The following is a 13,152-nucleotide window of genomic DNA, read 5'->3' on the forward strand; positions in this document are numbered from 1 at the left end:
GCTCGTGCATGGCGGTCATCGACGCCTTTGGGGCGCCCTCCGCGGGCGCCAGGAAAGGAAGAGCCGCGCATGCCAAAAAGGCTCTTGGTCATGCTCACGGCCGCCGCCGTCCTGCTCGTGGCGGCCGTGGTGCGGATGTCACCGGTCTCGGCCGTCGCCTCCGATCCGTACGCGTTCAAGAACGTGCGCATCGACGGCGGCGGCTTCGTCCCCGGCATCGTCTTCAACCCGACGGAGCGCAACCTCATCTACGCCCGCACCGACATCGGCGGCGCGTACCGATGGAACCAGTCCACCAAGTCCTGGACCCCGCTGCTCGACTGGGTCGGCTGGGACAAGTGGGGCTACAACGGCGTGATCAGCCTGGCCACCGACCCGGTCCAGACCAACCGCGTGTACGCCGCCGTCGGCATGTACACCAACAGCTGGGATCCCAACAACGGCGCCATCCTGCGCTCCACCGACAAGGGCGACACCTGGCAGGTCACGCCGCTGCCGTTCAAGCTGGGCGGCAACATGCCGGGCCGCGGCATGGGTGAGGCGCTGTCGGTCGACCCCAACGACAACCGCGTCCTGTACTTCGGCGCGCCCAACGGCAACGGCCTGTGGCGCAGCACCGACCACGGCGCCACCTGGTCGAAAGTGACGAGCTTCCCCAACGCCGGCGACTACGCCCAGGACCCGAACGACCCCAACGGCTACCTCAGCCACCGGCCCGGCGTCGTCTGGGTGACCTTCGACAAGCGCTCGTCCGCCTCGGGCAGCGCCACCAGGACCATCTACGTCGGCGTCGCCGACAAGGAGAACACCGTCTACCGCACCACCGACGGCGGCGCCACCTGGTCGCGCCTGGCCGGGCAGCCGACCGGCTACATCGCCCACAAGGGCGTGCTCGACACGGTCAACGGCTACCTCTACATCGCCACCAGCGACACCGGCGGGCCGTACGACGGGGGCAAGGGCGACGTGTGGCGCTACGCCACCGCCACCGGCGCCTGGACCCAGATCAGCCCCGTGCCGTCGTCCAGCTCCGACGACTACTTCGGCTACAGCGGCCTGACCATCGACCGGCAGAACCCAGAGACGATCATGGTCGCGACGCAGATCTCCTGGTGGCCCGACGTCATCTTCTTCCGCTCCACCGACTCCGGCGCCACCTGGACGCGCGTCTGGGACTGGACCTCCTACCCCGACCGCTCGTTCCGCTACACCATGAACATCTCCGAGAACCCCTGGCTGACCTTCGGCACCAACCCGCAGCTGCCCGAGGTCGCGCCCAAGCTCGGCTGGATGACCGAGTCGCTGGAGATCGACCCGTTCGACTCCAACCGGATGATGTACGGCACCGGCGCCACCATCTACGGCACCGAGAACCTCACCCAGTGGGACTCCGGCGGCAAGTTCACGATCAGGCCCATGGCCAGGGGCCTGGAGGAGACCGCCGTCCTCGACCTGATCAGCCCGCCCAGCGGCGCGCCCCTGATCAGCGGCCTCGGCGACATCGCCGGCTTCCGGCACACCGACCTGGACGCCGTCCCGTCGATGATGTTCACCCAGCCGACCTTCACCTCCACCACCAGCCTCGACTACGCCGAGAAGGCACCGTCGATCATGGTCAGGGCGGGGAACTTCACCGACGCCGACCGCCCGAACGACAGCCACGTCGCCTTCTCCACCGACGGCGGCGCCAACTGGTTCCAGGGCACCGAGCCGGGCGGCGTCAACGAGGGCGGCACGGTCGCCGCGGCGGCCGACGGCTCCCGCTTCGTCTGGGCGCCCAAGGGCGTTACGCCCGTCTATTCCGTCGGGTACGGCAACTCCTGGCAGACCGCGTCCGGCCTGCCCACCGACGCGGTCGTGGAGTCCGACCGGGTCAACCCGATGACGTTCTACGGCCTCAGCGGCGGCCGTCTCTACCGCAGCACCAACGGCGGCGCCACGTTCACCGCCACCGCCGCCACCGGGCTGCCCACGACCGGCAAGTTCAAGGCCGTGCCCGGCGTCGAGGGCGACCTGTGGGTGGCCGGCGAGGGCGGCATCTGGCACTCCACCAACGGCGGGGCCTCCTTCACCAAGCTGTCCGGCATCACGAACGCGGTCAACGTCGGCTTCGGCAAGGCCGCGCCCGGGGCCACCTATCAGGCGGTCTTCGCCGTCGCCACCATTGACGGCGTCACCGGCCTGTACCGCTCGGACGACGGCGGGTCGAGCTGGCTGCGCATCAACGACGACGAGCACCAGTGGGGCAACATGGGTGAGGCGCTGACCGGCGACCCGCGCGTGTACGGCCGGGTCTACCTGGGCACGAACGGCCGCGGCATCATCTACGGCGACCGCACCGGCCCTCCGATCACCGTCACTCCTACGGTCTCGGTCACTCCTACGGTCTCGGTCACCCCCACGGTCAGCCCGGAAACGGGCTGCACCGCCACCTACGGGCCCGGCAACTCCTGGCCCGGCGGCTTCCAGGCGAACGTCACGATCAAGAACACCGGCACCAGCGCCATCTCAGGCTGGAAGGTCACCTGGACCTGGCCGGGCAGCCAGCAGATCACCAATCTGTGGGGCGGCACCCCCACCCAGTCAGGCACGTCCGTCACGGTGACGAACGCGGGCTACAACGGCAACGTCGGCCCGGGCGCAACCACGTCCTTCGGCTTCAACGCCACAGGCACCACCACCCAACCCACGTTGACCTGCACCTCGGCATAGGGAGTGCCCCCCTGCCAGGCTGAGGTCCTTCGGGAAAGAGGAGGGCGGGGCCCGCTCGCCGGACCCTGCCCTCCTGCCCGGTCGAGGTCCCTTGGGGAGAGGGGGTGGGGTCCGGTCGCCGGGTCCTGATCTCCTGCTCGGTTGAGGGTTTTGGGGCTGCTCGGAGCGGAGCTGCCCTCCTTAAGCGCCCCTCCTGGAGGGGCTGGTCCTCCTGCCTGGCTGGGGTGTTTTCGGGCAGGAGGGCCTTCTTCGTGGCAGGTGGGTAGTCGAAGGTGCATGCAGACACTCGTCAAAGGGCTCATCGCCGGGGCGGCTGGGACCAGTGCGCTCAATCTCGTCACCTACCTCGATATGGCGGTCAGGGCGCGGGCGGCCAGTAGTACACCGGCCGAGACCGTGGGGAAGCTGGCCGAGATGGGCGGGGTGGGGCTCGGGGAGAAGGAGCAGGCGGAGAACAGGAAGGAGGCGCTCGGGGCGTTGGTGGGGTATGCCACCGGGGCCGGGGCGGCGGTCTGCTACGGGGTGCTCGCGTCCAGGCGGCGGGTTCCGTGGCCGGTCGGGGTGCTGGCGTTGACGGCGCTGGCCATGGTGGGGTCGGACGGGCCCATGACGGCGCTCGGGATCACGGATCCGCGTGAGTGGTCCGCGTCCTCCTGGGCGTCCGACGTCGTGCCGCACCTCGCGTACGGCGTGACGGCGTACACCGCGTACGAGCTGATGAAGTGAGTCAGGGGCGGGCGGCTTCGATCACGCGGCTCAGCACCGCGTGCAGGTCCTGGAGCTCGGACAGGCTCATCCCCAGACGGTCGACGATCGCGGGCGGGATCTTCTCGGCCTCGGCCCGCAGCCGCCGCCCCTCGGGAGTCAGGGTGACGACGAGGGAGCGCTCGTCCCTGGCGTTGCGCTCGCGGTTGACGTAACCGAGCGACTGGAGCCGCTTGAGCAGCGGCGACAGCGTCCCGGCGTCGAGCTGGAGCAGCTCGCCCAGCTCCTTGACCGACAGCGGCTCGTGCTGCCACAGCGCCAGCATGGCGAGATATTGCGGGTGGGTCAGGCCCATGGGCTGCAGCAGCGGCCGGTAGAGGGCGATGACGCTGCGGGAGGCGATGCTGAGGGCGAAGCACACCTGACGGTCCAGTGCGAGGAGATCTGTCGGCTCTGTCACAGGCTCCATGCGGTGGGACCTCCGGGGGCGTCTGATAAATTACTTTGTGTACCAACTAATAGCCCACTAAGAATACCCCTCCGCCCCTGAAGGGACGTCGCCCCGTGTTCCACCGCAAGCCGATCGAGGAGCGCATCGCCGAGCGCCAGGCCAAGCTGCGCCCCTTGGAGGAGGGCAAACACTTCGAGCACGGCCCGGCGAAGTTCGTGTTCGTGTCATTGATCACGATCGTGGTGCTCGTGCACTTCGGCGGCCTGGCCCTGGTCATGCACTTCTACTCCTGACCCGCGGGCTCAGCCCTTGACCGCGCCCACGATCACCCCCTTGGTGAAGTGGCGCTGCACCAGGGGATAGAGGACGAGCGCGGGGATGACCGCGATGACCACGATGGCCATCTTGATGGCCAGGGTGGGCGGCGCGTCCCCCGTCACCCCTGCGGTGGCGGCCGGCAGCGGGTTCGAGTCGACCACGTACTGCCGCAGGATGAGCGCGAGCGGCCACTTGCGGGTGTCGTCGATGTAGAGCATCGCGTTGAACCACGCGTTCCAGTAGCCGACCGCGTAGAACATCGCCACCACCGCCGTGACCGCCTTCGACATGGGCAGCACGATCCTGAACAGGATGCGGAACTCGCCGGCCCCGTCGATGCGGGCGCTGTCCAGGATCTCCTTCGGGATGTTCATGAAGAACGAGCGCAGCACCACCACGTTGAACGCCGACACGGCCGTCGGCAGGATCAGCGACCAGTAGCTGTCCTTCAGCCCCAGCCCGCTGACCATCAGATAGACCGGGATGATGCCCGGGAAGAAGACGAACATCAGCAGCACGCTGAACAGCAGCGGCCGGTGCAGGAACGAGCCGGGCCGCGACAGCGAGTACGCCCCCAGCACGCTCACCCCTGCGCTGATCAGCGTCCCGGCGACGGTGACGCCGGTGCTGACGAGGATCGCCCGGCTGACCACCGTGTCGGAGAAGATCTGCCGGTACGCCTCGAACGTGATGCCGTCCGGCACCAGCACCAGCCCTCCGGCCGCGGTCACCGTGGCCGACGAGCTGAGGCTGGTGAGCACGATCGTGTAGAGCGGGCCGAGCACGGCCACCAGGATCAGCGTCACCAGCGTGCCCTTGCCGAGCTGCCCGACCGGTGACGGGCGTTCCTCCCAGGGGGCCAGCCGGGCCGGCCGGCCCCTGCCGCGTGTGAACGTCGAAGCCGTCATGATCGCGAGTACACCCCTCGTTCCCCCATGGCGTGCGCGACCCGGTTGGCCGCCAGGATCAGCAGCAGCCCCACCAGGCCCTTGAACAGCCCGGCCGCCGCCCCGTACCCGAGGTCCCCGGTACGCAGGCCCGACCAGTACACGAACGTGTCGAACACCTCGGACGCCTCGCTGCCGACCGCGCTGCGCTGCAGCATGAACTGCTCGAATCCGACGTTCAGCGCGTCGCCCAGGCGCAGGATCAGCAGCAGCACGATCACCGGGCGCAGGCCGGGCAGCGTGATGTGCCACATACGGCGCCAGCGGCGGGCGCCGTCCACGGCGGCCGCCTCGTACAGGTTGGGGTCGATGGTGCTGAGCGCGGCCAGGAAGATGATCGCGCCCCAGCCGGCGTCCTTCCAGATCGTCTGCGAGGTGATGAGCAGGATGAACGTGTCGGAGTTCGTCATCCAGTCCACCGCCTCGCGGCCGTTCTCCCGCAGGATCTGCGCGAGCAGGCCCGCGCCGCCGAACATCTGCTGGAAGATGGCGACGACCAGCACCCAGGAGAAGAAGAACGGCATGTAGACCACGCCCTGCACGAACGCCCGCAGCCGGGCGGAGACGATGCTGTTGAGCAGCAGCGCCAGCATGATCGGCACCGGGAAGTAGAAGACGAGCTGGAACGCCGTGATCGACAGGGTGTTGGTGATCGCGCGCAGGAACTGCGGGTCCTCGAAGAGCAGCGCGAAGTTGGTGAAGCCGATGACGGGGCTGCCGAGGATGCCGTCGGTGTACGGGTTGTAGTCCTGGAAGGCGATGACGTTGCCGAGCGCCGGGATCCACCAGAAGGCGACCACGACGAGCAGCATCGGCAGGTTCATCACCAGCAACGGCCAGTCCCTGCGCAGCTTGGCCCGCCACGACAGCCCGCTCGCGGCGTGGGCGGCGGGCGCGCGGCGACCGGGCGCCCGGCGGCGCGGCGGCCGCTCGACCGTCGCTGTGCCCGTCCGTGGCGTCGTCACAGCCGCCCGTTCTCGCGCGCGACCTTCATGTAGAACTCGCGTGCCTCGTTGCCGCCCTGCTCCTGCCAGTCCTTGAGGATCTTCGGCCACTCGGAGATCGGCCGCTTGCCGCGGAAGATCTCCTGCATCTTGTCCTCGGTGGGCGTGACCAGCCCGGCCATCTTCGACGGCCGCTCCACGCGGATGCCCACGAACGGGTCGTTCTCCAGGATCGCGGCCGCCTTGGTCTGCCAGTCCCACAGGGACTGCACGAGCCCGTCGTACTGGCTCATCGCGTTGGCGTTGGGCCGGCCGGACAGGAACAGGTAGGTCGGCGCGACCTCCTTGCGGCCGAGCGCGGTCTGCTTGACCTTGCCGTCCTCGACCGTGTAGTGCTTGCCCTCGACGCCGTTGTAGCACAGCTCGTACTCCTGGGTGCCGAACGGCCCTGAGGCCCAGTTCGACAGCGCGAGCAGCTCGCGGGTGCGGGCGTCGCCGAGCCCCTTCTTGATGAAGATGAACATGCTGGCGGGCTCGTTGCGCCACATGACGAGCCGGCCGCCGGGCTTGGCCGGGTAAGGGTCGACGATCTGCATGTCGAAGTCGGGGTTGTCGCCCTGGAAGCGGCCGAGCGCCTCGTGCCAGGCGCCGAGCCCGTCGCGGTAGACGACGATCTCGCCGCTGCCGAAGATGGCCTTGTTGTCGGCGTCCTTGTTGGCCACGATGTCGGGGTGCACGTGGCCGGCCTCGAAGAGCTTGGCGACGAACTCGATGTGGGCGGCCCACTCCTCGGTCTCGTACTTGTACTCCAGCGTGCCGTCGCTCTTCTTGCGCCACTCGCGCGGCACGCCGAAGGCCCGCTGGATCTCCTGCTCCATGCCGCCGCCGAACGCCCAGCGCTTGCCCTTGGCGTCGGTGATCGCCGCGCCGAGCGTGAGCAGGTCGTCGGCGCTCTTGGGGTGTTCGAGGCCGAGCTTCTTCATGATGTCCTGGCGGACGAAGGTGGCGAACGGGTACGGGTCGTTCTGCCACGGGATGCCCTGGAGCACGCCGCCGAAGACACCGTACTGCCAGGCCGCGGTGTCGTAGTTGGCCAGCAGCGGGAACTCCTTGGCCTTGTCACCGGCCAGGTAGGGGCCCAGGTCGGCGAAGAGTCTGTTGGCCGCCTCGGTGAAGCGGCCGATCTTGATCAGCTCCCACTCCGGGACCATCACCATCTCCGGCACGTCGCCGCTGGCCAGGACGGTGCTGAGCTTCTGCCCGTAGGTGTTGCCGTCGGAGATGTTGAAGCGGACGACGCCGCCGAGCCGCTTGTTGACCTCCTCGTAGTAGGAGTTGCTGCCGAGCCCCGGCGGCACCGTGCCCCACAGCGGCGTCATCGCGGTCACCTCCTTTCCGCTGGTCAGCGGCGGGGTGGTGACGGCCTGCACCATCTGGGCCGGCCGGGCCAGGAAGCCCGCCTGCACGAACTCGGAGGCGGGCAGGTCGGGCTTCAGCCCGGGGATCTCGAACGGCACCCGCGTCGGCACCAGGCTCTTGAGCTTGTCGGCGGCCACGGCCGTGCCCTGGGGCGCCTGTCTCTTCTCGGCGCAGCCCGCCACCAGGACGCTTGCGCCGACCAGGCCGAGGAACGCGCGGCGGGTCGGGTCGGGTGTCGGCATGAGGGGGTCCCTCCTCGGGATGGGATGGGCCGCGTGGGGCGCGGAACGCCGCTGCCCGCGGTGGACCGCGGACCGCGCCCCACCTACAATTAGTTGGTATTTCGACCAAACAAATTAGTAGAGTGTGACTGCAGCCACAAGGGATCGCGACGGTCACAGGTTGGTGCCGATGAGCAACCCGCATGACGGACCGCCGCAGCGGCGGGTCTCCGGTTGGTGGAGAAAGCCGGCGATGCGGCATGCTGGAATCACTTCTTGGCGGGAACGGGGCTGATATTGATCACTTCTACGACCGGCCCTCAGCCGGCCGACTTCGCCGACGTACGAGCCACCAACCTCGCGGTCGTGCTGCGCTTCGTCCGCGAGCACGCGCCGTGCTCGCGCGCCGACATCGCGGCCTCCACGGGGCTGAACAAGGCGACCGTCTCCAGCCTGGTCGCCGACCTCATCGACCGCCGGCTCGTGCGCGAGACCGGGCTGACCGAGAACCGCGTCGGCCGGCCGGCCACGATGCTCGTCCTCGACGGCTCGCCGTACGCGGCCATCGGGGTCGAGATCGGCGTCGACACCGTGTCGGCCGTGGCCACCGACCTCGCGGGCGGACGGCTGCTGACCTGGCGGCGGGCGTTCTCGGGCGGCGACTCGGTCAGTCAGAGCGTGGCGGGTGTCGGCGCGATCGTCCGGCGGGTGGTCAACCGCATGGCCAAGGAGGAGCGCCAGGTGCTCGGCCTCGCCGTGGCCGTGCCCGGCCTGGTCGACGTGCAGGGCACCGTACGCCTCGCGCCCAACCTCGGCTGGCACGACGCCGACCTCGGCGGCGACCTGGCCAAGGCGCTGCGCGACCCCGGCTTCCCCATCCAGGTCGACAACGACGCCAACCTCGCGGCCCTCGCCGAGCAGCGCTTCGGCCCCTACGCGGGCGCGGCCGACCTGGTCTACCTCAGCGGCGGCGTCGGCGTGGGCGCCGGCATCATCCTCGACGGCCGGCTGCGCAGGGGCGGGCTCGGCTACAGCGGCGAGATCGGCCACGTGCAGCTCGACCCGGAAGGACCCGCCTGCCACTGCGGCCGGCGCGGCTGCCTGGAGGCGGTGGCCGGCATCGGCGCGGTGCTGCGCAAAGACCTGTCGCCGGCCGAGACACAGGCCGAGATCGAGGAGGTCGTCCGCCAGGCGCGCTCCGGCGATCCCGGCACGCTGGCCCGGCTCACCTCGGTCGGCACGGGCCTCGGCCAGGGCGTGGCGATCCTGACCAACCTGCTCGACCCCGCGGTGGTGATCCTCGGCGGCTACTACGTCCCGCTGGCGCCGTGGGTGCTGCCCGCCGTCCACGACGAGCTGGGCAGGCGGGTGGTCGCTCCGGGGGCGCCCGAGGTCGTGGCCTCGACGCTGGGGCACGACGCGGCGGCGCTCGGGGGCGCGGCGCGGGTGCTCGACTCGATCGATTCGGGAAGATTGCCGGGAGGATTGGCGCGAATCCCTTGACCTTGGTCACATGGGCGTGCACCCTTCAGTCAATCCACTGAAATTTCCGCGTAACTTCCCCAGGCCGGTCGTCGAAGCGCTTCGACACTCTCAGAGGGATGATCATGCAAGAACCCCCCTTCCGCGACCCAGCGGCCCCCCTTCACGACCGGATCGGCGACGTGCTGCGCAGGCTCACCATCGAGGAGAAGCTGGGCCTGCTGCACCAGTACCAGGCGCCGGTGGAGCGGCTGGGGATCGGCCCCTTCCGTACGGGCACCGAGGCGCTGCACGGCCTGGCCTGGCTCGGCCCCGCCACCGTCTTCCCGCAGGCCATCGGGCTCGCCTCGACCTGGGACCCTGACCTGCTGCACCGGGTGGGCGCGGCGGCCGGCGACGAGGTGGTGGCCTGCCACCACAAGGACCCGGCGGGGGCGGGGCTCAACGTGTGGGCGCCGGTGGTCAACCCGCTGCGCGACCCGCGGTGGGGGCGGAACGAGGAGGGCTACTCCGAGGATCCGTGGCTGACCTCGGTCCTCGCCACGGCGTACGCGCGCGGGCTCGGTGGGAGCGCTCCCGACGACGATGGGCCGCCCGCCGTGCTCAAGACCGCGCCCACGCTCAAGCACTTCCTCGCCTACAACAACGAGACCGACCGCTGCGCCACCTCCAGCAACCTGCCGCCCAGGGTGCTGCACGAGTACGAGCTGCCCGCCTTCAAGCAGCCCATCGAGTCGGGCGCCGCGGTGGCCGTCATGCCGTCGTACAACCTGGTCAACGGGCGGCCCGCGCACCTCAGCCCGCTCATCGGGCAGGTGCTGCGCGCCTGGGCCCCCGGCGACCTGCTGGTGGTCAGCGACGCGTACGCGCCGGGCAACCTCACCGGACTGCAGGGCTACCACGACACGCTGCCCGAGGCGTACGCCCACGCGGTCAAGGCCGGTCTCGACAGCTTCACCCAGGACGACGACCGCGCGCAGGCCACGCTCGGCCACCTGCGTGCCGCGCTCGACCAGGGGCTGCTCACCGAGCAGGACATCGACCAGGCCGCCGGCCACGCCCTCGCCATCAGGTTCCGGCTGGGGGAGTTCGACCCGGCGACGCCGTACGACGACGTCACCGACTCCGTCGTCAACTGCCCCGAGCACCGGGCGCTGGCCAGGGAGGCGGCGCGGCGCTCGTTCGTGCTGCTGGAGAACGACGGGCTGCTGCCGCTGCGCGACGTCCGCAAGGTCGCGGTGCTCGGGCAGCTCGGCGACACGCTGATGGAGGACTGGTACAGCGGCACGCTGCCGTACGCCGTCACCGCCCGCGCCGGGCTGGCCGAGCGGTGCGAGACCGTGTTCTGCGAGGCGGTGGACCGGGTGACGCTGACCGCCGAGTCCGGCCCGGTCGCCGCCGACCCGGCCGGCGGGCCGCTCAGCGTGGGAGCGCCGGAGGCGGGGCTGTTCGACGTCTTCGACTGGGGCGGCGGCGCGTACGCGCTGCGCTCCGTGACCACCGGCCGGTTCGTCTCGGTGGACGGCACCACCCTGGTCAACGACCAGCCGGGGCCGAACGGGTGGGAGGTGCGCCAGACGTTCCGCATGGAGGAGCGACCGCGCGGCACGCTCGCCCTGCGCCACATCTCGACCGGCTGCTACGTCGGCGCCGCCGACGACGGCGTGCTGCGCCTCGTGGACGACGCCGACCAGGCCGTCTGGCTGGCCATGGACGTCGTCAGGAGCGGCACCGCCGAGGCCGCCAGGCTGGCCGCGGAGGCCGATGTGGCGATCGTGGTGGCCGGCGACCATCCGCTGGTCAACGGCAGGGAGACCGAGGACAGGCTGACGCTGGCGCTGGCCCCCGCGCAGGACGCCGTCGTACGCGCCGCGCGCGAGGCCAACCCGCGCACCGTCCTCGTGCTCACCAGCGGCTACCCGCTGACCTGGACCACCGGTGACCTGCCCGCCGTGCTCTGGTCGGCCCACGGCGGCCAGGAGTACGGCCACGCGCTGGCCGAGGTGCTGTTCGGCGACGCCGACCCCGAGGGCCGCCTGACCCAGACGTGGTACCGCTCCGAGCACGAGCTGCCCGACCTGCTCGACTACGACATCATCGCCTCCGACGCCACCTACCAGTACTTCCGCGGCGTCCCCCTGCACCCCTTCGGCCACGGGCTGAGCTACACCACGTTCGGCTACACGGGGCTGCGCGTCCGCCTCGACGGCGACGTGGTGCACGCCGAGGTGACGGTCACCAACACCGGGCCGCGGCCCGGTGTCGAGGTCGTGCAGTTCTACACCCACCAGCAGCGCTCCCGGGTCAAGCAGCCGCTGCGCCGGTTGCGCGGGTTCGAGAAGGTGCGGCTGGGGCCGGGCGAGAGCCGTACGGTCGAGCTGCGGCTGCCGGTCTCCGATCTCGCGTTCTGGGACGTCACCAGGGGCAGGTTCGTCGTCGAGCGTGCGCCGCACCGGCTCATGGCCGGCCGCAGCGCCACCGACCTGCGGCTGAGCGCGGGCTTCGAGGTCGAGGGCGAGGTCGTGCCGCCACAGCGCGGGCCGCTGCGCGCCGCCTGCCACGACGAGTACGACGCGATCACGTTCGTGGACGCGGGCCGATCGGACGGCGACGCCGTGCGCTCCGACGCCGAGGGCGCCTGGATCCTGTTCCGCGAGGTCGACCTGACCGGCGTCACCACGTGCGTGGCCAGGGCGGGCAGCACCGAGGGCGGCGTGATCACCGTCCGGCTCGGCGACCCGCTGCACGGCCCGGCGCCGGCCGGCTTCCCCGTGCCCAGGACCGGCCGGTACGACCATCAGGCCATTCCGGTCTCCCTCGAAGGCGTGGACGGGGTGCACGATCTGTACGTGGTGTTCGAGAACGAGGGCGTGACGCTGACGGTGATCGAGTTCGGAGCCGGGGCTTGAGCGGGCGCACGGTCACCATCGCGGAGGTGGCCAAGCACGCCGGCGTGGCCGTGAGCACGGTGTCGTACGTGCTGAGCGGCAAGCGTACGATCTCGGCCGACACCCGGCGGCGGGTGCTCGACAGCGTCCGCGCCCTGGGCTACCACCCCAACGCCGGCGCCCGCGCGCTGGCCAGCAAGCGCTCCAACGTGATCGCGCTCGTGCTGCCGCTGCGCGCCGGCATGCACGTGCCCGTCCTGATGCGCTTCGCCAGCGCGGTCGTGACGGCGGCCCGCCGCTTCGACCACGACGTGCTGCTGCTGACGGCCGACGAGGGCACCGCGGGCATCCGCAGGGTGGCCGCCAGCGCGCTCGTGGACGCGCTCGTCCTGATGGACGTCGAGCTGGACGACCTGCGGGTGCCGCTGCTGCGCGAGCTGCCCGAGCCGAGCGTCCTCATCGGCTTCCCGGCCGAGCCCGCCGGGCTGACCTGCGTCGACCTCGACTTCCGCGCCGCCGGCGCGCGCTGCGTGGAGCACCTGGCCGAGCGCGGGCACGAGGAGATCGCGCTGCTCGGCGCGCCCTCGGTCGTCTACGACCGCGGCACCGGCTTCGCCACCCGCACCCGCGAGGGCTTCGTCGAGGCATTGGGCACGCACGGCATCGAGGGCGTCGCGCTGCCCTGCGAGGAGACGTTCGACGAGGTGTACGAGACCGTCCGCGACCTGCTGCTCGACCACCCCGGCCTGTCCGGGCTCGTCGTGCACAACGAGTCGGCGGTGGGCCACGTGCTGGCCGCGCTGCGCCAGCTCGGCCGCCGGGTGCCCGACGACGTGGCGGTGGTGGCGATCTGCCCCGACGACGTCGCCGAGCGGGCCAGCCCGCCGCTGACCTCCGTGCTGATCCCGGCCGAGGAGGTGGGCAGGGAGGCGGTCAGGCTGGTGATGGACAAGCTGGAGGGCCGCGTGGTGCCCGACTCGACGCTGCTGCCGCCCCAGCTGGCCGTACGCGCGAGCAGCTGAGGTAAACACCCTCGCGCCTCAATATTCGCGGTGAGTCATCACT

General features: G+C 70.6%; 10 protein-coding genes. 6 read left to right on the forward strand and 4 right to left on the reverse strand.

What is annotated here, in order from left to right; genetic code table 11:
- The first annotated feature begins 69 nt into the window (after positions 1-69).
- Positions 70-2,712, forward strand: a complete 2,643-nt coding sequence (locus AB0K12_RS02030; RefSeq protein ID WP_364555009.1) for a cellulose binding domain-containing protein — start codon at positions 70-72, stop codon at positions 2,710-2,712.
- Positions 2,713-2,988: 276 nt separating this feature from the next.
- Positions 2,989-3,438, forward strand: a complete 450-nt coding sequence (locus AB0K12_RS02035; RefSeq protein ID WP_364555010.1) for a hypothetical protein — start codon at positions 2,989-2,991, stop codon at positions 3,436-3,438.
- Position 3,439: 1 nt separating this feature from the next.
- Here the strand turns inward: AB0K12_RS02035 and AB0K12_RS02040 are convergent, their stop codons facing one another.
- Positions 3,440-3,877 (reverse strand): MarR family transcriptional regulator, encoded by a 438-nt coding sequence (locus tag AB0K12_RS02040; protein ID WP_364555011.1) that lies wholly within the window; start codon positions 3,875-3,877, stop codon positions 3,440-3,442.
- 104 nt (positions 3,878-3,981) lie between these two features.
- On the opposite strand from AB0K12_RS02040, the gene AB0K12_RS02045 reads away from it, so the two are divergent.
- Positions 3,982-4,161 (forward strand): hypothetical protein, encoded by a 180-nt coding sequence (locus tag AB0K12_RS02045; protein ID WP_345396182.1) that lies wholly within the window; start codon positions 3,982-3,984, stop codon positions 4,159-4,161.
- 9 nt (positions 4,162-4,170) lie between these two features.
- Here AB0K12_RS02045 and AB0K12_RS02050 read toward each other — a convergent pair whose 3' ends face one another.
- Genes AB0K12_RS02050 through AB0K12_RS02060 form a run of 3 tightly spaced genes read right to left on the reverse strand, consistent with a single transcriptional unit; the run spans position 4,171 to position 7,738 of the window.
- On the reverse strand, positions 4,171-5,094 hold the full coding sequence (locus AB0K12_RS02050) for a carbohydrate ABC transporter permease (protein ID WP_364364975.1): 924 nt from the start codon (positions 5,092-5,094) through the stop codon (positions 4,171-4,173).
- Positions 5,091-6,098 (reverse strand): ABC transporter permease subunit, encoded by a 1,008-nt coding sequence (locus tag AB0K12_RS02055; RefSeq protein WP_364555012.1) that lies wholly within the window; start codon positions 6,096-6,098, stop codon positions 5,091-5,093. The genes AB0K12_RS02050 and AB0K12_RS02055 overlap by 4 nt, the downstream gene beginning before the upstream one ends.
- Positions 6,095-7,738, reverse strand: a complete 1,644-nt coding sequence (locus AB0K12_RS02060) for an extracellular solute-binding protein (protein ID WP_364555013.1) — start codon at positions 7,736-7,738, stop codon at positions 6,095-6,097. The genes AB0K12_RS02055 and AB0K12_RS02060 overlap by 4 nt, the downstream gene beginning before the upstream one ends.
- A gap of 276 nt (positions 7,739-8,014) precedes the next feature.
- On the opposite strand from AB0K12_RS02060, the gene AB0K12_RS02065 reads away from it, so the two are divergent.
- The 3 genes from AB0K12_RS02065 (at position 8,015) to AB0K12_RS02075 (ending at position 13,109) form a co-directional block, all read left to right on the forward strand.
- Complete coding sequence (locus AB0K12_RS02065; protein ID WP_364555014.1) at positions 8,015-9,220, forward strand: ROK family transcriptional regulator; 1,206 nt, start codon at positions 8,015-8,017, stop codon at positions 9,218-9,220.
- A gap of 98 nt (positions 9,221-9,318) precedes the next feature.
- Positions 9,319-12,108, forward strand: a complete 2,790-nt coding sequence (locus AB0K12_RS02070) for a glycoside hydrolase family 3 C-terminal domain-containing protein (protein ID WP_364555015.1) — start codon at positions 9,319-9,321, stop codon at positions 12,106-12,108.
- Positions 12,105-13,109, forward strand: coding sequence for a LacI family DNA-binding transcriptional regulator (locus AB0K12_RS02075; RefSeq protein WP_364555016.1), 1,005 nt, complete (start codon positions 12,105-12,107; stop codon positions 13,107-13,109). Before AB0K12_RS02070 ends, AB0K12_RS02075 begins: the two co-directional genes overlap by 4 nt.
- The last annotated feature ends 43 nt before the right edge of the window (positions 13,110-13,152 follow it).

The organism is Nonomuraea sp. NPDC049419 (assembly GCF_040676995.1).
GTDB lineage: Bacteria > Actinomycetota > Actinomycetes > Streptosporangiales > Streptosporangiaceae > Nonomuraea > Nonomuraea salmonea.